The sequence below is a fragment of the Flavobacterium mekongense genome, assembly GCF_047038255.1.
Lineage (GTDB): Bacteria > Bacteroidota > Bacteroidia > Flavobacteriales > Flavobacteriaceae > Flavobacterium > Flavobacterium mekongense.
On record NZ_CP174374.1, the window covers coordinates 1,894,579 to 1,918,575 of the forward strand.

At 38.4% G+C, this 23,997-nt stretch carries 23 protein-coding genes; 9 read left to right on the forward strand and 14 right to left on the reverse strand.

Annotated features, from left to right (window positions below; all coding sequences use genetic code 11):
- Positions 1-56 precede the first annotated feature (56 nt).
- From ACJG85_RS08080 to acs, 6 genes are all read left to right on the forward strand, one after another.
- Positions 57-1,952, forward strand: coding sequence for an acetate--CoA ligase (locus tag ACJG85_RS08080; protein WP_412476094.1), 1,896 nt, complete (start codon positions 57-59; stop codon positions 1,950-1,952).
- Between the two features lie 83 nt (positions 1,953-2,035).
- The gene (locus ACJG85_RS08085; protein ID WP_412476095.1) at positions 2,036-2,623 is read left to right on the forward strand and encodes a TetR/AcrR family transcriptional regulator; all 588 of its coding nucleotides are present in this window, start codon (positions 2,036-2,038) and stop codon (positions 2,621-2,623) included.
- Positions 2,620-3,705, forward strand: a complete 1,086-nt coding sequence (locus tag ACJG85_RS08090; protein ID WP_412476096.1) for an efflux RND transporter periplasmic adaptor subunit — start codon at positions 2,620-2,622, stop codon at positions 3,703-3,705. The genes ACJG85_RS08085 and ACJG85_RS08090 overlap by 4 nt, the downstream gene beginning before the upstream one ends.
- Positions 3,706-3,707: 2 nt before the next feature.
- Positions 3,708-4,931: an ABC transporter permease gene (locus tag ACJG85_RS08095; RefSeq protein WP_412463806.1), complete on the forward strand. Its 1,224-nt coding sequence runs from the start codon at positions 3,708-3,710 to the stop codon at positions 4,929-4,931.
- Between the two features lies 1 nt (position 4,932).
- On the forward strand, positions 4,933-5,604 hold the full coding sequence (locus ACJG85_RS08100) for an ABC transporter ATP-binding protein (protein WP_409679486.1): 672 nt from the start codon (positions 4,933-4,935) through the stop codon (positions 5,602-5,604).
- Positions 5,605-5,710: 106 nt separating this feature from the next.
- Entirely contained in the window at positions 5,711-7,618 is a 1,908-nt protein-coding gene (gene acs / locus ACJG85_RS08105) for an acetate--CoA ligase (RefSeq protein WP_412463807.1), read from the forward strand.
- Positions 7,619-7,659: 41 nt separating this feature from the next.
- Here acs and ACJG85_RS08110 read toward each other — a convergent pair whose 3' ends face one another.
- Entirely contained in the window at positions 7,660-8,346 is a 687-nt protein-coding gene (locus tag ACJG85_RS08110) for a DUF4919 domain-containing protein (protein ID WP_412463808.1), read from the reverse strand.
- A 215-nt stretch (positions 8,347-8,561) separates the two neighbouring features.
- Between ACJG85_RS08110 and ACJG85_RS08115 the strand changes: the two genes are divergently transcribed.
- Positions 8,562-10,076, forward strand: a complete 1,515-nt coding sequence (locus ACJG85_RS08115) for a S8 family peptidase (protein ID WP_412476097.1) — start codon at positions 8,562-8,564, stop codon at positions 10,074-10,076.
- Between the two features lie 55 nt (positions 10,077-10,131).
- Here ACJG85_RS08115 and ACJG85_RS08120 read toward each other — a convergent pair whose 3' ends face one another.
- The 10 genes from ACJG85_RS08120 to ACJG85_RS08165 all read right to left on the reverse strand — a co-directional run bounded on the left by ACJG85_RS08120 (position 10,132) and on the right by ACJG85_RS08165 (position 17,335).
- Positions 10,132-10,791 carry a GDSL-type esterase/lipase family protein gene (locus ACJG85_RS08120; RefSeq protein ID WP_412463810.1) on the reverse strand — a complete coding sequence of 220 codons (660 nt, stop codon included), beginning with the start codon at positions 10,789-10,791 and terminating at the stop codon, positions 10,132-10,134.
- Between the two features lie 21 nt (positions 10,792-10,812).
- Positions 10,813-11,205, reverse strand: coding sequence for a DUF1801 domain-containing protein (locus tag ACJG85_RS08125; protein WP_412463811.1), 393 nt, complete (start codon positions 11,203-11,205; stop codon positions 10,813-10,815).
- An 81-nt stretch (positions 11,206-11,286) separates the two neighbouring features.
- Positions 11,287-11,817 carry a DUF4199 domain-containing protein gene (locus ACJG85_RS08130; RefSeq protein WP_409679473.1) on the reverse strand — a complete coding sequence of 177 codons (531 nt, stop codon included), beginning with the start codon at positions 11,815-11,817 and terminating at the stop codon, positions 11,287-11,289.
- A gap of 81 nt (positions 11,818-11,898) precedes the next feature.
- Positions 11,899-12,375: a response regulator transcription factor gene (locus tag ACJG85_RS08135; RefSeq protein ID WP_412463812.1), complete on the reverse strand. Its 477-nt coding sequence runs from the start codon at positions 12,373-12,375 to the stop codon at positions 11,899-11,901.
- 24 nt (positions 12,376-12,399) lie between these two features.
- Complete coding sequence (locus tag ACJG85_RS08140; RefSeq protein WP_412463813.1) at positions 12,400-12,816, reverse strand: DUF5004 domain-containing protein; 417 nt, start codon at positions 12,814-12,816, stop codon at positions 12,400-12,402.
- A 90-nt stretch (positions 12,817-12,906) separates the two neighbouring features.
- Positions 12,907-13,644 carry a hypothetical protein gene (locus tag ACJG85_RS08145; protein WP_409679464.1) on the reverse strand — a complete coding sequence of 246 codons (738 nt, stop codon included), beginning with the start codon at positions 13,642-13,644 and terminating at the stop codon, positions 12,907-12,909.
- Between the two features lie 179 nt (positions 13,645-13,823).
- Entirely contained in the window at positions 13,824-14,207 is a 384-nt protein-coding gene (locus tag ACJG85_RS08150) for a hypothetical protein (protein WP_409679461.1), read from the reverse strand.
- A 49-nt stretch (positions 14,208-14,256) separates the two neighbouring features.
- Positions 14,257-14,595: a DUF4870 domain-containing protein gene (locus ACJG85_RS08155; RefSeq protein ID WP_409679458.1), complete on the reverse strand. Its 339-nt coding sequence runs from the start codon at positions 14,593-14,595 to the stop codon at positions 14,257-14,259.
- A 359-nt stretch (positions 14,596-14,954) separates the two neighbouring features.
- Positions 14,955-15,593: a response regulator gene (locus ACJG85_RS08160; protein ID WP_409679456.1), complete on the reverse strand. Its 639-nt coding sequence runs from the start codon at positions 15,591-15,593 to the stop codon at positions 14,955-14,957.
- 62 nt (positions 15,594-15,655) lie between these two features.
- Entirely contained in the window at positions 15,656-17,335 is a 1,680-nt protein-coding gene (locus ACJG85_RS08165) for a sensor histidine kinase (RefSeq protein WP_412476098.1), read from the reverse strand.
- Positions 17,336-17,689: 354 nt separating this feature from the next.
- Here ACJG85_RS08165 and ACJG85_RS08170 point away from each other — a divergent pair, with 354 nt between their 5' ends.
- The gene (locus tag ACJG85_RS08170; RefSeq protein WP_409679450.1) at positions 17,690-18,112 is read left to right on the forward strand and encodes a hypothetical protein; all 423 of its coding nucleotides are present in this window, start codon (positions 17,690-17,692) and stop codon (positions 18,110-18,112) included.
- A 123-nt stretch (positions 18,113-18,235) separates the two neighbouring features.
- Here ACJG85_RS08170 and clpB read toward each other — a convergent pair whose 3' ends face one another.
- Positions 18,236-20,830 (reverse strand): ATP-dependent chaperone ClpB, encoded by a 2,595-nt coding sequence (gene clpB, locus ACJG85_RS08175; protein WP_412476099.1) that lies wholly within the window; start codon positions 20,828-20,830, stop codon positions 18,236-18,238.
- Positions 20,831-21,042: 212 nt separating this feature from the next.
- Here clpB and ytxJ point away from each other — a divergent pair, with 212 nt between their 5' ends.
- On the forward strand, positions 21,043-21,429 hold the full coding sequence (gene ytxJ / locus ACJG85_RS08180; protein WP_409679445.1) for a bacillithiol system redox-active protein YtxJ: 387 nt from the start codon (positions 21,043-21,045) through the stop codon (positions 21,427-21,429).
- Positions 21,430-21,476: 47 nt separating this feature from the next.
- Here ytxJ and ACJG85_RS08185 read toward each other — a convergent pair whose 3' ends face one another.
- Positions 21,477-22,661, reverse strand: coding sequence for a hypothetical protein (locus tag ACJG85_RS08185; protein ID WP_412476100.1), 1,185 nt, complete (start codon positions 22,659-22,661; stop codon positions 21,477-21,479).
- Positions 22,662-22,691: 30 nt separating this feature from the next.
- A complete protein-coding gene (gene thrC / locus ACJG85_RS08190; RefSeq protein ID WP_412476101.1) occupies positions 22,692-23,978 on the reverse strand; it encodes a threonine synthase in 1,287 nt (428 codons plus the stop codon).
- Positions 23,979-23,997: the final 19 nt, after the last annotated feature.

Consider the following 23,997-nt stretch of genomic DNA (forward strand, 5'->3'; position numbering starts at 1 on the left):
CTAATAATGGTTACATTTAAGCTGTGAATTAAACTGTTACCAACCTAACCTAAACCATGAATTACCAAGAATTATACAACCAAAGCATTCAAAATCCTGAAACTTTTTGGGGTGAACAAGTCCGTCAAGTGGATTGGTTTACCCAACCGCAAACCATACTTTCTGCCGATGAAACCGGTTACCCTTTGTGGTATAAAGACGGCAGCTTAAATGCCTGTTATTTAGCACTCGATAAACATATCAACGATGGTTTTGGCAACGATGTAGCGCTGATTTATGATTCGCCGGTGACCCAAACCGTAAAAAAATATACTTATAACGAAGTCAAATCTGAAGTCGCTCGATTGGCCGGAGGGCTGATTTCTTTGGGCTTAAAAAAAGGTCATACCGCGGTAATTTACATGCCTATGATTCCGCAAGCCACTTTTGCCATGTTGGCTTGTGCCCGAATTGGCGTAACGCATTCGGTGGTTTTTGGTGGATTTGCACCACACGAATTGGCTATTCGAATTGACGATTGCAAACCGAGAGTCATCATCACCGCTTCTTCAGGAATTGAAATAGACCGATTAATTGCCTACAAGCCATTGGTGGATGAAGCTATCGAGTTGGCTGAGCACAAACCGAAAAAAGTAGTGGTGCTCAATAGGAAATTGGGCGCCAGAATTCCGTTTAAAAAATACGATGTTGATTACGACGCACTTATCTATGGCTCTGAAGAAGCAAATTGTGTGTCGGTAGAATCTACACATCCTTTATATGTTTTATACACTTCGGGTACTACCGGTAAACCCAAAGGCATAGTACGTGATACCGGTGGTTATGTCACAGCACTTAAGTTTTCCATGCAAAAAATTTACGGTGTTCAACCGGGTGAAGTTTTTTGGGCTGCGTCCGATGTGGGTTGGGTTGTGGGCCACAGTTACATTGTTTACGGTCCGTTGCTCAACCGAAACACTACTATTGTTTTTGAAGGGAAACCTATTAAAACACCTGATGCCAGTACTTTTTGGCGCGTAATTGCTGAGCATAGGGTAAGCGTCATGTTTACAGCACCCACAGCCATCAGAGCTATCAAAAAAGAAGATCCTAACGGTGAGTTCATCAAACAATACGATTTATCTTGTTTGAGAACCCAATTCTTGGCTGGAGAGCGTTGTGATGTAGCCACATTAGAATGGTACCGAGAGCATATTCCGATTCCTGCCATCGACCATTGGTGGCAAACCGAATCGGGCTGGCCAATGATAGCCAATATGATGGGCGTTGAATATTTACCAATCAAGCCGGGTTCTTCCGGGAAAGCCGTTTCAGGTTATAATATTGTTATTTTAGGGGAAAACGGACAGGAGTTAGGTCCCAATGAAGAAGGTTATGTAGTGATAAAATTGCCTTTGCCTCCGGGAACTTTGCTGGATATTTGGAACGACAATGAACGCTTTCAAACCGGCTATTTGAATAAATTTCCCGGTTATTATTTCTCAGGCGATGGTGGTTACAAAGACGAAGACGGATACATTTATATAACCGGTAGGGTAGATGATGTGATCAACGTAGCCGGTCACCGTTTGTCAACAGCCGAGATGGAGGAAATAGTGGCTTCACATCACTCCGTAGCCGAATGCGCTGTGATTGGTATTAACGATGAATTGAAAGGTCAAATTCCGTTGGCTTTGGTGGTAACCAAGCTCGGGGAAGAAATAGAGCATTTCCAGTTGCAACACGAAGTAGTGAAATTAGTTCGGGAACAAATCGGTGCCGTGGCTTCTTTGCGGGATGTGGTTGTAGTGAATCGATTGCCTAAAACCCGCTCAGGTAAAATTCTTCGCAAATTATTAAGAAGTATAGCCGATGGTGATCAATTCCAAGTTCCTTCCACCATAGATGATGAAGCCATTATAGATGAAGTAAAAGAAGTGTTAGAATTGGCCAAAATAGGCAGTTTTAAATAAATTTTAAAAAAGCCAATCCTTTCTTAATGCGATTGGTTTTTTTGTATAACTTTGCAAAGTGAATATTCACTAACTTAATCAGAATGACAGACTCTACTTCAAAACGCCAACAAGAAATTATAGATTCTGCCGGGAAATTGTTGATGGAAAAAGGCATCAAAGGTCTTACAACCAAAAACTTGGCTCAAGAAATGGGTTTTTCCGAAAGTGCTTTGTACAGACATTTTACCAACAAAGAAGACATAGTGGTTTTGTTGTTAAACTACTTGGCCACATCCATGAAAGAACGTTTGGATGTTGTTGCGCAAAGCAATGCTACGGCAACAGCCAAGTTGACAACATTGTTTAACAGTCAGTTTCGGTTTTTTGCAGAAAATCCACATTATGTAGTAGCCATTTTGTCGGAAGGTTTGTTCGACGAATCAGAAAAAATCAACCAAGCCATCATGCATTTGATACAATATAAAACCCAATTGATAGCCACCATCATCGAGCAAGGAAAAGATAATCAAGAATTTACTCATCATATTACCACATCTGATATGGTGCATATCATTACCGGAAGTTTCCGGATGATGATGCTCAAATGGAAGTTTTCCAAATTTCAATTGGACCTTATATCGCAGGGTAACGCTATCATGGCAACCAATATCAAATTATTCACCTTATGAAACAATTAGTCTCCCTTTTGATGTTTTTTTTGTTGGTCTCTTGTAGCAGAGAGGCAGAAGTTAAACCTATTCGACAAGACATACAGGAATTGGTTTTTGCCTCGGGACAATTAGAGTGGGACGATTCCTATAACTTGATTGCTCAAACCGATGGAGTGCTGGAAAAGGTTGTTTTTGAAGCCGGCCAAACTGTAACCAAAGGTATGGTTATCGCGGCTATCGATAATAAAGTTAACCAAATCAATGCAGAAAGTGCACAAGAGCAATTGGTGATCTCCAAAGAAAATGTAACTGCTAACGCACCGGCTTTATTGCAATTGGAACAAAATATCCAATTCGCCGAAAGCAAATACCTTCAAGATAAAAAACAAGCCGAACGGTATGAGCGTTTGCAACAAAATAATATAGGCTCTAAAGTGGAATATGAAAATGCCCAATTGGCAGCAAAAAATTCATTGGCCAATTTAAAAGCACTTAAAAAACAATATGACCAAGTACTCCAACAGGCCAAACAACAACTTATAGCTACGAATGCACAATTAAAAAGCAATCAAGTGTTAAAAGGATACAACTCGGTTGTAGTAGCTGAGAGCGGGACAGTGGTAAAAAAATATAAGAACAATGGTGATTATGTAAAGAAAGGCGATTTGATTGCCACCATAGGAAACCAACAAAAAGTTGAAGCCGTTTTAAATGTTGATGAAAACAGCATCGGTAAAGTCAAATTAGGGCAAACGGTTTATGTAAAACTCAATACTGATAAGACTAAAGTTTATAATGGTAAAATAACCGAAATTTTGTCGGCCTTCGATACCCAGTCGCAGTCCTTTATTTGTAAAGTTACCTTTAACGAATCTTTGTCACATTCGCTTTTCGGGACCCAGTTGGAAGCCAATGTTTTAGTGTCAGAAAAGAAAAATGCCTTATTAATTCCTCGAAATTATCTTGGCTTTGGTAATAAAGTCAATGTAAAAGACAAAGAAGAAACCGTCATCCTGAAAACCGGAATCATTTCTACAGAATACGTTGAAGTCTTGAGCGGGATAGAAGAGAATGACATACTCTTACCATTAAAACCTTAATCATGAATATCAATTCAGTCATTGCCAAGACTTATATAGTTTCTAATAAGAAACTCACAGCGGTAGCCGTTTTGGGTGTGGTTTTGGGAATGTCGATTTACATCTTTATGAACAGTATGATGGTTGGTTTTGACAAAAGCTCGAATGCTTCCATTTTTAAAACTACCAGTCACATTCGTGTTTATAAAGACGATGAAATCAGCAAACCTTTAATTGGAGATTCAGCTGCAAAACCCATCATCATCAACCCAAAAGTGGTGCCGGTAAACAATACCATCATCAATCCCGGTTTGGTCATAGAAACCATTTTAAAACAAGAAGAGGTAACCGTAGTAACACCTCAGGTGAATTCGAATGTTTTTTACAACAACGGGAAATCACAAATCTCCGGTTTGGCTGTGGGTATCAAGCCCGATGAAGCCAATTTGATGTACAATATCAAATCGTTTATGGTGGAAGGGAATTTCGACTTGTTAAAATCCAATCCGAACGGCATAGTTATAGGCAGTGGTATAGCTGCAAAAATGAATTTAGCGGTGAATGACAACTTAAGTCTTACGTCTTCCAAAGGGGTGAATCGTACTTTTAAGGTTATCGGAATTTTTAAAACTAATAACTCGAATACAGATAAAACTAAGTCTTATATCAATATTTCAGCCTCGCAACAATTGTTAAAAGAAGGGACAAGTTATATTACCGACATCAACGTTAATATCACCGATCCAGAAAATGCGGAAGCGGTCGCCCTTAAATTAGAAGCACTCTGTGGTTACAAAGCAGAAGGATGGAAGCAAGCCAACGAAACTTTGATGGCCGCCAATAAAATGCGAAAGATGATTATCACCTTTGTGTCACTGACCATTTTACTGGTGGCCGGTTTCGGAATCTACAACATACTAAATATGACCGTTTCTCAAAAAATCAATGACATAGCTATTTTAAAGGCAATGGGTTTTAAAGGGAAAGATGTGATCCGGATTTTTGTAACCCAAGCCGTTTCTATTGGAGTAATGGGAGTTATCGGTGGGGTGGTTTTGGCTACTATTTTAATTACATTGTTAAAAAGAGTTTATGTGGGAGGCGACATAGGGTACTTTCCCATAGATTATGAAACCAAGAAGTTTGCACAAGGCATCGTCATCGGTTTGGTAATTACCTTTTTTGCAGGGTATATACCGGCTAAAAAAGCCGCTAATGTTGATCCGGTTGAAATCTTAAGAAAATAAAATGAACATCCTCGAGACCAAAAACATAGATAAGTTTTTCCATCAACCAACAGAGTTTCAGGTGTTGAAAAACATTTCATTTGATGTTAAAAAAGGAGAGTTTCTCTCCATGATAGGAAAATCAGGCAGCGGAAAATCAACACTGTTGTACATTCTTTCAACCATGGATACCGATTACAATGGCGAGTTGTACATCGACAATCAATTGGTTACCGGTTTAAGTACTGATGCTTTGGCCGAAATTAGAAATCAAAAAATTGGGTTTGTGTTTCAGTTTCATTACCTGTTGCCCGAGTTTTCTTGTTTGCGTAATGTAATGATACCCGCGCTTAAATTAGGTCAATGGTCTGAAAGCGAGATTGAGCAAAAGGCTTATGAAAAATTGGAAATATTAGGTTTGAAAGAGCAAGCACTCAAACCGGCCAGTAAACTTTCGGGCGGACAACAACAACGTGTAGCCATTGCGAGAGCACTAATCAATGATCCGCTGATTATTATGGGTGACGAACCAACAGGCAATTTAGACAGTAAAAATACGGCTGTGGTTTTTGATATTTTTCAAGAACTCACGCAAAATTTCGGACAAACCATCATAGCGGTAACTCATGATGATGATTTTGCTAAAAAAAGCGACAGAATCATTGAAATGAAAGACGGGGTAATCCTAACTTAAATTCGTTTGATAAAGTTATATATATTTATTTAGCAAGAAAATTTAACATCGGACTAACAGAATATTTATATTTACATTACAAAACGATAATAAAATAAGATTTACAATGAGTTATTACAAAATACTAAATTTGGAGCACTACTTCAAAATGTATAAAAAATCGGTCCGCGAACCACGAAAATTTTGGGACCGAATTGCAGATGAGAATTTTACTTGGTACCAAAAATGGGATAAAGTCTTCGACTTTGATTTCCAACAAGCAAAGTTCAAATGGTTTGTGGATGCTAAAGTAAACATTACCAAAAACTGTATTGACAGACATTTGGCCCGTCGCGGCGATAAAACAGCCATCATCTTTGAACCTAACAATCCTGATGAACCGGCCCAACATATTACTTATAACGAACTGTACGCTCGTGTATCAAAATTAGCCAATGTGTTGCGCGACCAAGGCGTTCAAAAAGGCGATCGCGTTTGTATCTATTTGCCTATGATACCGGAATTGGCGGTAGCAGTTTTGGCTTGTGCCCGAATCGGAGCCATTCACTCTGTGGTTTTTGCAGGTTTCTCGGCCTCAGCAGTGGCTGCCCGTATTACCGATTGTGAGTGTAAAGTAGTAATTACCTCCGATGGTAGTTACCGTGGCAACAAATCTATAGACTTAAAAGGCATCGTAGACGAAGCATTAGAGAAATGCCCAACCGTAGAAAAAGTTTTTGTAGTAAAAAGAACAAATACTGAAGTAAATATGAAAGAAGGTCGCGACTATTGGTTGCAACCGCTTTTAGACGAAGCCATTCCGAACAACGTAGCCGAAATTATGGACGCAGAAGATCCGTTGTTTATTTTGTACACTTCAGGTTCTACCGGAAAACCAAAAGGAATGGTACATACCACTGCCGGTTATATGGTCTATACGGCTTATACCTTTAAAAACATCTTCAACTACGAAGAAAACGATATTTATTGGTGTACTGCCGATATTGGTTGGATTACCGGACACTCTTATATTTTATACGGACCATTATTAAACGGGGCTACCACCGTAATTTTTGAAGGCGTACCATCGTATCCAAACTTTAGCCGTTTTTGGGAAGTGATTGAAAAACACAACATAACCCAATTCTACACCGCGCCAACAGCCATTCGTGCCTTGGCCAAAGAAAGTTTAGATTATGTTCAAAAATATCCATTAAGTTCTTTAAAAGTGATTGGTTCCGTAGGAGAGCCTATTAATGAAGAAGCTTGGCACTGGTACAACGACCACGTAGGAGGAAAGCGTTGTCCGTTGGTAGATACTTGGTGGCAAACCGAAACAGGAGGTATTATGATATCGCCAATTCCCTTTGTAACCCCAACCAAACCGACATATGCGTCCTTGCCGTTACCGGGTATTCAGCCTGTTTTAATGGATGAATTGCGTAACGAAATCGAGGGCAATCAAGTAACCGGCAGCTTGTGTATTAAATTCCCTTGGCCATCTATTGCCCGAACCATTTGGGGCGATCACCAACGCTATAAAGAAACTTATTTTACAGCTTTCCCTGGCAAATATTTTACCGGTGACGGTGCCTTGCGCGATGAGGTAGGTTACTACAGAATTACCGGTAGAGTAGATGATGTAATCATTGTTTCGGGTCATAATTTAGGAACAGCACCAATCGAAGATGCCATCAACGAGCATCCTGCCGTAGCAGAAAGTGCTATTGTTGGTTTCCCACACGATATTAAAGGAAACGCCTTGTACGGTTTTGTGATTTTGAAAGAAGTTGGGGAAAGTCGTAACCAAGAAAACTTGGCCAAAGAGATCAACCAATTGATTTCCGATCAAATCGGACCTATCGCTAAATTGGATAAAATTCAGTTTGTATCAGGCTTGCCTAAAACGCGTTCGGGTAAAATTATGCGGCGTATTTTGAGAAAAATAGCGGAAGGCGATTTCTCAAATTTCGGAGACATTACCACATTATTGAATCCGGAGATAGTTGAAGAAATTAAAAACGGTAAGTTATAAAGTAAAAAAAACTCTGAATGAAAGTTCAGAGTTTTTTTTTATTAATCTTTTAGCATATCAGACATCCTATTCAAACTCGCACTAATATCAAAGTACAACCCTTTGATACCATAGGAATTTTCAGCCAGTGTCAAGTAATCGTATGTACCATCCACCAAACTTTGGCTGCCACCGTATTGAAAGCCTAAAATAGAAATCATATCGTATTCATGAGGGACATTTATCACATAGAAAGCATTTTCCTTCGAAGTTCCGTCACCGGTACTAAAAATGGCATCTATGATGATACTGATTTGAATGGCGCTGTTTTTGGCAGCCACTAAATTATTTTGTTTTTCATAGGCATAGGACATGATATTTAAAGTACGCAAGTCAAAAGGGTTTTCTTTTAAAACGGCTGTACCATAGGTTATAATTTTTTTGAAGTCTTTATCTTCCAAGTTTTTTTGATTGATAACACTTCTCAAACTATCATTGGCTTTTCCGGTGTAAAAACTGGAATATTTATCCGAATTGGTAAAACCGTAATACAAATGTCGCTTTTCTTCTATGGTCATAGTTGTATCAGCCGAATTGAATTTATTCATCAATGTTTCATAGAAATAAAGAGAATTTTTCTTGGCGACCTCTTTTTTAATGGCTTTGTAATCGGGTTTTACAAATTTTTGGTTTTGTGCAGTAACAGTCATCGAGGTTACCAACAGTAAAAATAAAAAGTGCTTTTTCATTTATCAGATAGTTTAAGGTTGTTACACTATCCAATACTAAGAAAAAAATACGAAATTTCAGCAATTATGACGTAAATAATCAATATTTAAATTCAATAAGACAGATAATAGTTTTGAAAACCTGAGACTGCGCAGTTTTTTTAATTTATTAACAACCTATTATTCAAAGGGTTATTTTGGTATATTCGTAATTCTATTATTAAAATATTGTAAATATGGTAAACAGATTACTAAAAGCGACCTTTCTTTTATTGTTTTTAATGGCTTCTTGTAGTAAAGAAGAAAGCTTAAACGAAAGTAATATTGTGATTAGCGAAGCACAAAAAACGCCTATGTCTGCTATGGAAGTCAAAAACAGCATCGACCAATCCATTCAAACTAAAGGTTCCTTCAGTTGGAAAGACGCTTCAACCTATATGTTGTGGAGTGCTTCAGTACATGGACAAAACATAATAACCATTGGTTTTGGTAACAACAGCAATGATTTCGACAGAAGTAAAAGCACTAATAATGCTGCGGTTCAAAAGCAATTGTTGACCATGATTCAACAGTATGAAGGACAAGCCTTATCGGAAATACTGATTAATGCTGATTCGTATTTGAATTTAATGGACGTAGTAATTAAGAAACAAGAAACTTTGATTGCACTAAGACAAAGCAAGTATATCCGTTATATAGAGCCTGGTGATTTTCAGTATTTTGCTTTGAGTGGTAGTCTGGAAAAATCAGATTCCTCAAGCACCAGCTCGGGTTGCGGATTTGATGCCACTACACTTAATACAGCCGATTATACCACTATAACGCCTAACGCCAAAGCACCGTGGACATTCTATCAACACAACATTCCGAGTGCTTGGAATTTCAGTACCGGTGCCGGTGTTACCATTGGGATAGTAGATACCGGTACATCTCCCAATCAAACTTTATTGGGCAGTAGTTTCAATGACGGATTGTCTTCCGGTAGGACTATTCAAAAATTTGGTGTTTATGTAGATTCTATTTGGCCTTGGTCAACCGGCACTGACGGACCTAACGACCAATGCGGTCATGGTACCAGCATGGCCTCTGTAGCTGCAGCACCGCGTAACGACAACGGATTGCCGGTAGGTGTGGCTTACAATGCCAATTTAGTAACTTACAGAGCGGCATCCAATGTGGTGCTTGACGGTTATCACGAGCAAAACGGTGTTAAAAATGCTTTCACCGCTTTGGGAAATAACAACAATGTGAAAATCATTTCCATGTCGATGGGACATATTTTTTCGGTCGGTAAAATTTCAGACGGTGTGAAATATGCTTACAACAAAGGCAAGTTGATTTTTTGTGCCGGAGGAACGTCTACCTCTTTCACCACTTTTGTTGGTGTGATTTTCCCGGCCTCTATGGCGGAAACAGTGGCGGTAACCGGAGTGAAAGAAGGTACTTCCAACCAAGCTTGTGACGTTTGTCATACCGGTGGCAAAATAGAGTTTACGGTAGCCATGCAACGCAACGGTTCCGGAAATACAGTTCCGGTGACCAGTTACTACGATAACCAATCGGATTATGTAGGCGGTTCATCTGTAGCTACTGCTACTACGGCCGGAATTGCCGCTTTGGTTTGGGCTAAAAATCCAACATGGACCAGAACACAAGTCCTAAACAAGTTACGCCAATCGGCAACTTATTATCCAACTAAGAATTCACAATACGGTTATGGTAATATCAACGCATTGTTGGCTGTGCAATAGCTCTAAATTATAAAGTAAAGAAAACGCCAATTCTATTAGAGTTGGCGTTTTTTTATTAGTACAAGGCTTTTAATAGCAAGCGCTCCATAATTTTATATCCGGTGGGATTGGGATGCACACCGTCTTCGCCATATTGGTATTGCAATCCTTTATCGGCATCTACCATAACAGTATAATAATCTACATAAGTAATTTTGTTTTTCAGGGCGTAGGCTTTAATCATCTTATTCAAAGCAATTACTTTGTCCGCCGGATAAATTTTAGCGTTCCACCAAAACTTATTGGCCGGTAGGATTGAACACAGTATGGGTTTAATTTTATGAGCTTTAGCCTTATTAACCATGATCTCGATATTGTCAAAAACAGCTTCTAAAGTAATCGGACCGGTATTTTCGGCTATGTCGTTGATACCGGCTAAGATGACCACAGCTTTAGGCTTTAAGGCTATTACATCTTGTTCAAATCGCACTACCATTTGCGAAGTAGTTTGTCCACTGATGCCGCGATCAATTAAAGGATAGTTAGTAAAGAAATCGGGACTATTGGTTTTCCAAAACTCGGTAATTGAATCGCCCATCAATACCACAGCATTTTTCATAGGTTTTAACGATTGGTTTTCGGCTTCGTATTTCTTTAGGTTAGCCCATTCTTTTACTTGGGCATAACTGAAGTTGATAAATAGTAACAGTAAAATTGGAGTGAAAATAGTTTTCATTTGAATTGATTTATGACAATTTTATTTTAATCGTTCCAAAACGCCTTTGCGTTTTACGATGTTTTTATAATCCCATTGAATACAGATAGATTTTTGTAACCAACGATTTAAATCAGAGACATTAATTTGCTGAACATTAGTATAAGTAATAGAGGCGTCTTTGAACTTCCCGGTTCCGGGTTGTAGGGCTTCTTCTTCAAAAGTAATACCACTCCAAAACAGTAGTCGGATGCCATTTTTTAATTTGCTGTAACCCACTATTGGATTGCCCTCGATAAACCAAACCGGATGTGCATGCCAAATTTTACTCTCGGCTTCAGGCAAATGTTGGGTAATAATTTCAGCCAATTGTCGGCAAATCATTTGCTCCTCGGGCGTTTGACTGTTGTTGTATTGTTCTATGCTTGTTGTCATGTTTTTTTTCTATTCAATAAATATAAAAAATCCTCAAGAAATATTGAGGATTTTAGAATAGTTAAAGGTTAAATATTTTCGCTACACTACTGTTGTTGGTTTTCTTTTTAAAATGGCAGCACTGATTACCGGTACTAATAAACCAATCGGAATCATAATTTCCATATAGGTAAACAAGATAATCCACAATGGGTTTTTGTAAAGTTCTTTGTAATAAAGAATTTTTTCTTTCTCTGCCTGAAATTCCGCTGCCGGAAGGCCTTGTTTTTCTAATGCAATGATTGAGTTCTCGGAGTACTTTTCCATGAAGTCTGGAAAAATAAAATGGTGTTCAACCATCCAAGTTCCAACATAGATGGTGGCGGTAATAAGCGACATCAACATACCCACTTTAAACGCTTTTCCAAAAGTAATAAATCCGTCGTTTTGTTTGTCGCGGTAATTTTTCACGCCTAAAAAGACAAAGGTATAGGCTACCAACATACCGGCAAAGCCAAATACCATCCCCAAATCGTATTCGGGATTGTACATATAAACTCCGGCACCTATGCCCATAAAAGCCGTTACGATGAGTCCGGCAATCAGTCCGTATTTTACAATAGTGTTTTTCATAATAAATAGTTTTGGATTAGGTTGCAAAGATGGGTTAAAGTCAGGTTTTTCAACTCATACTTTTGGGTGATTTTTGTACAATCACACTACAGTAGGAGGTAAGAGCTGTAGCTTTTTGGCTGTTTCTATGGCTTGGGTTCGGCGTTTGACTTCCAGCTTTTCAAACAATTTAGTTGTATGCGTTTTTACGGTATTTAAAGATACAAATAAGGTTTCCGCAATTTCCTGATTGCTCATTCCTTTGGCCATAAGAGTTAATACTTCGAGCTCGCGTTTGCTGATGTTTCTTTCTTGGAATTCGGTTTGATTGAAGACAAAATCGGTTTCAGGAACAAGGATTTTTTTCTCAAGGACTATAGTTTCTACTTTAGGCCTAGTTATTTTGGACGACAACCATAGGCCGAACAGCAAAAAAAACACTGCCAAGAAGCCAATGTAAATTTCATAATCCTTTTGCAATACCATAAAGCGAAATTCCATCCACCATAACACTAAAAACAATACCGTCATGATGACGATATAGCTTAAAAATTCTTTGTATGGTTTTAAGGTCTTCAATGACTGCTGTTTAATACTTCAAAACTAAGCTTTTTTCATTTGCATTTCAATTTGAGCATCTTCTATCAGGAAAATAATTTTTTTGCCGTCTTGTTTTACGATAAAAGTAATGTTTGAATAACCTTCTTTCTTGAAGCCGACTTTAATTTGCTTTTTCTTTTTATCGAAAATCCATTGGTTTTTTTGAAACATTTTTACGAGTTGTTGCATCATTTTGCTGTTGCTTTTGGTGTCAAAAATAAAACTATGGTCGGCATTGAAGGTATAAGTCGCTTTTTGGAAACCGCTAACTAATTCTTTGGTTTCGGCTTTGTCGGCGTCTTTTAAAGCCGTTGCTTTTTTGACTTTCCAAGTTCCGATTATATCGGTTTCCGCTATGTTTTGGGCGTAAGTATTGATTGAACTAATCAACAGCAACAATAGTATAACTATCTTTTTCATAATCTTGTTTTGGTTGAAGCTAAGATAAAAAAAAAAGCCCCAACCTTTAACGGTTGAGGCTTTCCATAACAAAAATCTCAAAAATAAACATTAGTCATCTAAGTCACAAGAGTCTTCAATACTGTTGGCAATTAGGTTGGCCAAAGCTTGATTACCGTCGGTGTCATTCGGACCAATCTCAATAGTTCCGTCGCCGTCGCCGTCTACAGCACCGCTTAAATCAACTGTACTCAATACTTGGTTTAAATCGAAGTTGAATACAATATCGTAGGAGTTGTTACTTACCACTAAATTTTGGTTAGCATCTTCGTAATCAATCTCAAAATCTTCATCCACATTATGCCAGAAAACAAAAGGTGTTCCGTTGATGGTTCCGGTAATTTCAATAGATTTATTGAACATTGGAGAGCTACTGTTGGTATTGCGGTGTAGTTTAAACTCTACTTCTTCGTAAGTACCGTTTGGAATAGTAACAGTAGTTACTACCGCATTTTGGTTTAACAAATCCAATTCGAATGGACCATTCAATTCGAATTCATCATCACCATTGTAAAAACCGTCATCATCATAAGAATCATCATCGCCATTGTCATCATCATAACCTTCAGCAAACTCAAACTCAATCTCTTTTAAATTGATTTTGAAAGAGGATAAAACCACATTGCTGTTTAAGGTTACCCCGTTCGCATTTCTGTTAGCGGCAGTTGGGTTGTAAACTCCGCGAGCCATAATTTTCATCGAACTGTCTGCGCTTCCACTGTCGTTCGAACAAGAAGCCATCACCGCTAAAAGGGCAAATAAAGCCACAAATGTTTTCATGTTTTTCATAGTAATAAATAGTTTTAAGTTATTTTTAAAACAATTGCAGTTAAAAAATCCCTACCTCAACAAATGTTAAATTGAGAAGCTCTTTTTAAGGTGTGCTGTTAATCAACAGTATAAATAATAAAAAATCCTTAGCGAAATGATCGTTAAGGATACGTTTTGAAATGAGGCAAAAAGGTGTGTTATAAAATCCAAATAAGAATTATTGCGATTACCAATATGGCAGCAGTAAGAATTAATGTTGGTATTCTTTTTTTTTGTTGGTTCAGGATGGGTTTTGTTTGTTGTTCTAATGCCAAACTAAGTTTGCTGAGTTTTTCCAAATGTTTTTCCCAACCACCATGCAAGCATATACTTCGGCCAAATTCGGTTAATTCATAAGTATACGGCTCTTTGAGATGTGGCTGAATTAATTCCTTTTGTTGCATAATGTCGGCTAACATTTTAGCCCCGGATATTTGATTTCCATCATGATCTTTAAAATCTTTCAGTTTGAGTTGGCCTTCAACAGCGGTATAAAACAACTGTAAGTTAATGGCAATGAGTTGGTTTATTTGGTCAATCATGGTTAGGTTTCTTTTGTGCTATTGTATCTATATATAATGGGATGGTATACTATTGGATAAAACCAAATTTATCTTTGAAATAAAACCCTATTACCGGCAATGGCAGTCTCACACCATTGATAGCACTCAATAATCCGGCTACCCAAAGTATAACCAATCCCATGTTGTTTGTTATCATCATTATTTTAAAAAGTGGATCTAAAGCTACTAACAGTATCATTAATGCGTTGGTAACAACCACAAGAATAGCGAGTCCCAAAGATTGCTCCAAGTGAAATTTAACTAAAGAGGATTTGGATCCTTTTTGGTATTTTGAAAAGGCCCAAAGCCATCCTATAAAAGTCAAATAACTTAATACCGAAATTTTGTTTTTATTGTGTATCGACATTGGTTGCTTTTATATTCGATTTTTTTCCCTTTTTGGTTTTATTAAAACTATTATTTTTCCGAAAGTATCCCGCAGTAGGGTTGTCAAATCCCAAATAAAACAGCTACTGCAGGATTTTCGGAATGTCTCACAATTATTAAAAAACTAATCTTAGGTCATCCACTAAGTGTGTCGTACAAAATTCGGACATGTGTTTTTGGCTTCAAACCCAGAGCAAATCTATAACAGCGGAAACGTTTGAATTGTAGAATTGACAGGTCTTTTTTGTAGAATTGCTTCGACAAAAAAAGCAACCTTTTGAGGGTTGCTCAGAATATAAAGTGGTATTTAAAGAATGCTGAATTTGGTGGTGTAAAGAGTTAGTTGTAGAGCTGGAAAAAGTCGATTAAGTCGGCCAAATTATCAATTTCCAACTTTTCAAAAATGCGATTTTTAAAAGTGCTTACCGTTGACTTTTTAACATTTAACAATTCTGCAATTTCCATATTGCCGTAGCCTTTAATTAACAAACGAGCCACTTCAACCTCTCGATTTGACAATTGTTCTAAGGGATTAATCGGTTTTTTGCTGATATAGGAATCTAAAATACGGTCTTTGATGTTTTGGGTAATGTATTTGCCCGAAACCATCATGCTCCGTAAGGCTTGTTTCATTTCTTCTTCACTACAACCTTTGTTGAGGTAACCCGAAGCGCCGGCATTCAGATAACGCAACGCATAAATGTCTTCGTCGTAAGCTGAGAAAATCAGAATTTTTAAATCGGGTTGCAATGTTTTGATTTCCGAGAGTATGTTCAAACTGTTTCCATCGGGAAAATTGATGTCTAAGATGAGCATAGATACTTTGTTTTCTCGCAAGGTGTTCAATGTTTCCTTAAAAGACCCGGCTTGAAAAATGGTAGCGTTAAAAAACAATTCTTTTATTACCAAAGTAATGCCTTGTCGAACAATACTGTGGTCATCTGCAATCAGAAAAGTAGGAGTCAGATTGGTTTTCATAGACATTAGTTTTTATGGGTTTTGTCCGATAAAATTTAAAGGTAAATAAAGCAAATTAAGACTTAGGCTCTACTTAAGATTATATTAAAAGTTACTGTAGTACCTTTTTGTTCCTCGCTACTAACACTTATGCTTCCTTCAAAAAGCGATACAATTTCTTTGCAAATATTCAATCCCAATCCAACTCCTAAATTATTTACAGCACCCGAAATGCTTCCTTGGTAGTAAGAGTCAAAAATATGTTCCAAATCATTTGTTGCAATTCCTCGCCCGGTGTCTTTAATAACCACGGTCAAGTTGGTTTCAAAATCGGAAGGGTTTTCTTGACGGATATGCACTGTTATGAGGCCTTTATCTGTAAACTTATTGGCATTGCCGATAAGGTTGTAAAACAGTTGATGGATTTTGGCAACATCAGCATATACCTCTTCGTTATCAACTTTTATGTTGGTTTTCAGTTGATTCCCTTTGCTCTGTGCCAATGCTTGCATATTCAACAGTATTTGTGTTATCTCATCCTGCAAATTAAAAGGACTGTTTTTAAGTTTGGGTTGGTAATGTTCATCTTTGGAGTACTCTAAAATTTGATTGGATAAAAGCAGTAATGAGTTACTGGTAAACTGTATCGATCTGAAGCTTTCTTGTATCTCAGGCTCTTTTACGGTTTGGCTGATTTTTTGACTGTATAAGGCAATCAAATTCAAAGGCGAACGAATCTCATGACTGATCATACTCATGATTCTGTTTTTGAAATTCAGGTTTTGTCGGATTTTTTCCTGAGCATTTGTCAATCTTTTTTCGTAAGCAAAAGCCAAACGTGTAAAGCCAAATAATATCATAGAAACTACAAACATCAACACGATAACAGCAACTATAGAGTAACTTCTAATGGCTTTGTTGGTGCTCAATTGATTTTGTAATGCTTGTTGGTTGTAGCGTTTCAAATCATCTGCTGCAGCGTTAAATACCGGTAAAGTCGACTGACTCAACAGCAGCAAATCATTATTCAGTTTGATAAGCTCTAAATCCTTTGAGCGCAATTGCATAAAGGCCTCTTTGAGTTTTTTGAACTCTGTTTCATAATATTTGTTGGTAGTTAAAAAGGCATTTTTCATTTGCTCCTCAATAGTACCGGTTTTGACTTTGTCTTTGTATTTCATGGTGACTATCGTGTTGAGTTGCTCTTTCTGAATTTCTATTTTTCCTGAAAAAGCCGCTATGAGTCGCGCCAACAGTCCCTTTTTAGAGATACTGTCAACCTTGATAAAAGTATTGGTTTTAATGCTATCAAGTATTTTATTGTAATCAAATTTGTCAAACTGAAATGGCGCTGCTACTTCACTTGATTTGGGATATTTTTCGCGGTCAACTATAGAATCAATAGTCGATTGTATCAGTTGTATATCGATTAGGGTTTTCTTTTTGAGTTGCAGTATTTTTTGAAAGGCTGAATGGTCTCGGGTTTGGTGATGCAAACTGTCAAGCATTCCACCTGTTTCAGTAAGTGAAACTATATATTGATCCAGTGAAGCCTGATTTTTATGAATAATGTAATCATTAAAGTAATCTTGTGACATGAGAAGTGCAGAGTTGATCTTGCTCGTAAAATGAGTCACACGGTCTGATTGAGCAATATTGCCCATAGCGGTATCAAGTTTATCTTCGTTAGCGGTTTCGTTATACCAAATCAAAATGGCAATAAACTGTAACAGTATAATGCACGCCAATAGCGTATAATGCACAACTTTTCGATTATGAAACTTAAGTTTCTTGAAATAGTTTGGGTTCAAAATGGAGCTTTTTACAATTGGTTTGTTGTAGGTGTAAACAATTGTTAAAGACTTGGGGCGGCAAAATTAAATTTTTAATTTAATTCTGAAGCAAATGTACTGTACTTTCAGGGTTTAGTGTGTAATACATTTTGCGTTGGCTTGTAGAATAAGTTCGATGTTTTTGAGTTATCAGTGGTTTATGGGTATGATTGAGTTGGTTTTCAAACCCGAAATTGTTGTTAAACCTGTTCATAACTCGTGTTGGAGGCACGATGAACGGTTTAGATTACTTTTTAATTTTAAAAAAATCTAAATTGAAAGGCCATGAAATTATCTAAAGCACTTAGTTTATTGTTTGTAGGATTAGCAATGGGTGGTTTTGCACAAACCAAAATTGAAGCACAAGACGGTATTCATTATATCACCACCAATATAGATTATCCTATTACCGGGACCTATTTGTTTAAGGGAACTGAACCGGTGGTAGAACTCAATGCTTCAGGCAACGGCTTTTACCAGCGACACGAACAACCCAAAAAAGCCATTTCTTGGGGTATTGAATGCGACGAAGCGGGTAAACCAATTTTTAAAAAAGGTTTTGATAATGCCGCTTACACTTTATGGTATCTATACACCAATCCTGAAAGCGAGGACGAAAAATACTGGAAAGTTACCAGTTTTACCATTCATTTCAACAGTTTGAAAATGTTCATTCAAGGAGAAAGAAGTAAGAGTTATACAGAGTAGGGAGTATTTTTTTTAAAATAGAAATCCCCAACAGTAAAAACAACTGTCGAGGATTTTCAAATCAATCAACCTTTATATTTTAAGATTTGAGTCTCAGTACCTCAGTACCTTAGAACCTCAGCTTTAAACCACCTGATTCCTAAACACCAATTGTCCGTCAAAACAATCCAGTAAGATGATACTGTCGGTAGTCACTTTGCCACCTAAGATTTCTTTAGACAGCTGGTTCAGTACTTCGCGTTGGATAACCCGTTTTACCGGACGGGCGCCAAACTGTGGATCATAGCCTTTCTCGGCTAAATAAGCTATAGCTTCCGGTGTAGCATCCATCGTAATGTTTTGATGGGCCAACATTTTGGTTACGCTTTGCAACTGTAATCCAACTATTTGTTTGATATTAGCTTCGGTTAATGGCGTAAACATCACGATTTCATCAATACGGTTGATAAACTCCGGACGAACCGTTTGTTTCAACAAGCCCAGCACTTCCGTTTTGGCTGCTTCTGTAGCCGTTTCAATACTACCTTTTAAGTTTTCAAACTTCTCTTGTATGATGTGACTTCCCATGTTAGAAGTCATGATTATAATCGTATTTTTAAAATCGGCCAAACGTCCTTTGTTGTCCGTCAATCGGCCTTCATCTAACACTTGCAACAAGATGTTAAAAGTGTCGGGATGGGCTTTTTCAATTTCATCCAACAAAATCACTGAATATGGTTTTCTGCGCACGGCTTCAGTCAACTGTCCACCTTCGTCGTAACCCACATAGCCCGGAGGCGCACCAACCAAACGACTCACACTGTGGCGTTCTTGGTATTCACTCATATCAATACGCGTCATGGCGTTTTCATCGTCGAATAAATATTCAGCCAAGGCTTTCGCTAATTCGGTTTTACCCACACCGGTGGTTCCTAAAAATAGGAAAGTACCAATCGGTTTTTTCATGTCTTGTAATCCGGCACGGCTTCTGCGTACCGCATCACTAATGGCTTCTATAGCTTCTTCTTGTCCGACCACTCTGTGGTGTAATTCGTCTTCCAAACGCAAGAGTTTTTCTCTTTCGCCTTGGAGCATTTTGGTCACCGGAACACCGGTCCATTTGGCAACCACTTCGGCTATGTCTTCGCGAGTCACTTCTTCTTTAATCAAAGAACTGCCGGCTTGGTTTTCGCCCAATTGCGTTTGCAACGCTTCCAATCGTTCTTGGGCTTCTTTGATTTTGCCGTAACGGATTTCGGCTACTTTACCGTAATCACCATCGCGCTCGGCACGCTCGGCTTCGAGTTTGAAATCTTCGATTTCTTGTTTTACGGTTTGTATATTGTCAACAACATCTTTCTCCGATTTCCATTTGGTAAAGATTTCGTTGCGTTCTTCTTTTAAATTAGCCAAATCCAAACCAAGCGACTTCAATTTCACTTCGTCATTTTCGCGTTTAATCGCTTCAATCTCGATTTCCAATTGCATGATCTTTCTATCCAATACGTCGAGTTCTTCGGGTTTGGAATTGATTTCCATACGCAGTTTAGAAGCTGCTTCGTCCATCAAGTCGATGGCTTTATCCGGCAAGAAACGATTGGTAATGTAGCGTTGCGACAATTCGACCGCGGCTATAATCGCGTCGTCTTTGATGCGGACTTTATGATGGGTTTCGTATTTCTCCTTAATCCCGCGCAAGATGGAAATAGCACTTTCAGTATCCGGTTCATCGACCATCACTTTTTGAAAACGACGTTCTAACGCTTTGTCTTTCTCGAAGTATTTTTGGTATTCATCTAAAGTTGTTGCTCCGATAGCTCTCAGCTCACCACGAGCTAAAGCCGGTTTTAAAATATTGGCAGCGTCCATAGCACCTTCGCCACCGCCGGCTCCTACAAGCGTGTGAATCTCGTCAATAAATAAGACGATGTCGCCTTCGGCAGAAGTTACTTCTTTCACCACCGATTTCAAGCGCTCTTCAAATTCTCCTTTGTATTTGGCACCGGCAATCAACGCACCCATATCGAGTGAGTATACGATTTTATCTTTCAAGTTTTCAGGGACATCGCCATCTACAATTCGGTGTGCCAAACCTTCGGCTATTGCAGTTTTACCCACACCGGGTTCACCTACTAACATCGGATTGTTTTTGGTACGACGGGTTAAGATTTGCAATACGCGTCGGATTTCTTCATCGCGACCAATCACCGGGTCGAGTTTGCCGGTACGGGCCAATTCGTTGAGGTTTTTGGCGTATTTGTTTAATGAATTGTATGTTTCTTCAGCAGAAGCCGATGTGACTCTTTCGCCTTTGCGGATTTCAGCTATAGCGGCTTCCAAACCGTTGTAGGTTACGCCTTGGTCTTTTAGGATTTGGGCGACTTTACTTTTCGATTTAAAAATAGCCAACAGTAAATGTTCAATCGAAACGAATTCGTCGTTCATTTTTTTGGCAATGATATTGGCCTCGGTTAAAGCTGTGGAAGCTTCGCGGGACAGCATCAAATCGGCACCCGAAACTTTCGGAAAGCTTTGTAGTGTACTATCGAGTATCTTTTTGAATAAGTCGACATTAACGTTGAGTTTCTTTAAGATAAAAGGCGTCACGTTTTCATCGACTTCCAAGATACCTTTGATGATATGCTCGTTTTCGATTTGTTGGTGACCGAAACCTTGCGCCATTTGTTGCGCTTGCTGAATGGCTTCTTGGGATTTAATAGTAAAATTGTTTGTATTCATAGTATGGTTCTCCTTTGTGTTGTTTTAGGAATAAAAGTTTTGAAAACTTCGAGTTGTAATCGTCAATTTATATTCCATTGCATTTAAGCCGACAAAATGGCTGATTTTTTTGGTTATCTTTGCGGTTGTAGAAGACAATTTGACGTTTGTAATGACGTTATGGCTTGAAAATGAGTTGAAAGAGATAAGGGATAAGTTAAAAGTGGTAAGATATGAGTTTATTTAAAAGTATGTTTGGTGACTCAGCTGAATCAGCAAAGGAAAGCAACATGGCTTGGCGAGCGTTGATCGATTTGGGTCAGCTGAACGAGATGGTAAACGAATCGACCGAAAAACCGGTAGTGATTTTCAAGCACAGCACGCGTTGCAGTATCAGTCGCATGGCGTTGCGTCAGTTTGAGCAAGAGTTTAATTTAGAGGGAAAAGTAGTTCCATACTATTTAGATTTATTGGAGCACCGTGATATTTCCAATGAAATAGCCAATCGATTCGGCGTGTATCACCAATCGCCACAGCTAATAGTAATTAAAGACGGAAAAGCGATTTACGATCGTTCACACGAAAGCATAGACGCTACCAAGTTGGGGGATTTTATCTAACAGCAACATATATTAAAAAAAGCCGTCAATTAAGACGGCTTTTTTGTTTATCTCCTAAATCGGTTACGGGTGATGATGTCTTTTAGTTTGGCTTTTAAATCGTTGCCGGTGTCAAATACCATTTGTTCGTTAGAAGGAAACGGCACCGCTCTTCGGTCGAAGTATTGAAAATAATCCTGCTCACAAGCGCGTTTGTCACCACGGTATTTGGCATACATATAGTTGAAAGTAAACTCGCTGGCTAAAGGAAACGTTTGCAACAGTTGATTGGTATTGAAATCGATGTAATCCACTTTAGCAGTAACTTGACAAGCTTTGAATTGCGAGAATTCGTATATCGTTGCACGTACAGTGCGCATATCATCCACTTTAATCGGATTGCCCAAACTGTCTTTTACTACGTGACCGTTGGCGTCGAGTAGGTTTTTGAGGCCAACTTTAATCACTTTCTCTTTTTGCAGTTCACGCTCTTTGATTTGCTCCGGTGAGATGTTGATTTGGCGGAAGTTCACCACCAAGCCGTAATCATAGTTGATTCCCTTTACGCGATTGCTGTGATACACCGTCCATTTATCGTTTAAACCGTAGGTGCTGAAATCCAACAAGTCATTTTCCAAACGCACCGGGATTACCATGTTGGTTTCGTTTTTTGTATATACGCTTACAAAATCAGTTCCTTTGATGCGAGCTTCTTCGATAAGTTTGTCGGTATCTTTAAATCCCGGACTCAACGTTTGCAGATACACCAAATCGTCATAGGCACGACGAATAACCGTCTTGTCTTTGTTGGCTAAAAGTGCTTTAGAATTGTTGTATAAATATTTGGCTAAGGCATTTTTACTGCTTACAATCTGGTCTGAATAATCGTCAAACGGAAAAATGGCATCTCTACCTTCTTTAATCAATCGAACCGGGAGTATAGGGCGAATGCGTTCCTGACGAGCGTTGAGTTGGACATAGGTCTCGTATATCTTCTCTAAGTTTTGCGGATTGGCATCTTTAAACCAAATATCAATATTGCGCAAATCACGTTCTTTGGCTTTGGCAAAAGCTTCTTCAAGCATGTAAACATAGTCTTGTTTGCCTTTAGCGGTTTTGTTGCCACGCAAACCTTCTACAGCATTTTGAATGGTACCATCGTAATCTCCTGAAGTCAACAAGTCACGGGTTTGGCGAATACCGCAAGAGGAAAGAATCACTAAAAAGGTTAGGGCAAGTGTAATTTTTTTCATCGGATAGATTTTGAGCAAATGTAAAAAAAATCAATATAGAAATTGTTTGAGTTCATCGTAAGTCTTAATCTTTACAGATACTTTCTCTTTATCCAAAACACTTTCAATTTGTTCCGGAATTGTTAATTTCAAATCTAACAACGGTTCCACCACATCTAAAAATTTAATCGGATGAGCCGTTTCCAGAAAAACACCAAGGCCATCAGACTGTTTAGCCATTTCTTTTTTCAATCCCAAATAACCCACTGCGCCATGAGGTTCGGCTATGTATTGGGTTCGATGGTAAATGTCTCGGATGGCTTTCTCAGTTTCTGCATCGGAAAACGAGTAGGAGGAGAAGTCTTTCTCAAATTCCTTCAAATCAAATCGGTACAATTGCTGAATTCTGATAAAATTACTCGGATTGCCCACATCCATAGCATTGGAAATTGTAGCTACTGATGGTTTTGGCTCGTAGTTACCGGCTGCTAAAAATCGGGGTACAGTATCGTTGGTGTTGGTTGAGGCTACAAAATGGGAGATAGGCAAACCCAACCGTTTGGCCATAATACCGGCACAAATGTTACCAAAGTTGCCACTTGGACAAGATAATATGATTGGTTTGTTGTGCTTTTTTAATTGTTGGTAAGCAAAGAAGATATAAAACATTTGCGGCAACCAACGGGCTATGTTGATAGAATTGGCTGAGGTGAGATTTTTGTGTTTCAGGCTATCATCTAAAAAAGCTTTTTTAACCATGTCCTGACAATCATCAAAAACGCCGTCTACTTCTAAAGCTTTGATGTTTTGTCCTAACGTAGTGAGTTGACGTTCTTGTATTTCACTGACTTTACCTGAAGGATAAAGTATCACCACTTCTACACCTTTTACGCCTAAAAATCCGCTGGCCACAGCACCGCCGGTATCGCCTGAAGTGGCTACTAAAACAGTGACTTTTTTTTCGCTGTGGCGATTGAAATAACCCAAACATCTCGACATGAATCGGGCACCGACATCCTTGAAAGCCATAGTTGGTCCGTGAAAAAGTTCTAATGAATAAACATTTTCTTCTACCGATACACATGGAAAGTCGAAACATAAGGTTTCAGCTATGATCTGTTTGAGTTCGGTTTCCGGAATTTCATCGCCTACGAATTGCTTGATGGCTTCAAAAGCAATTTCTTCTCGGCTCAAGCTCTCGATGTTTTTAAAAAAGGAATGGGGAAGTGGTGTGATGGATTCCGGGAAATATAAACCTCTATCAGGAGCTAATCCTTGAATGACTGCTTCTTGAAAGCCTACTCTTGAGGCATTTTTATTTAAACTGAAATATTGCATTTTTAAGTATGATTTACGA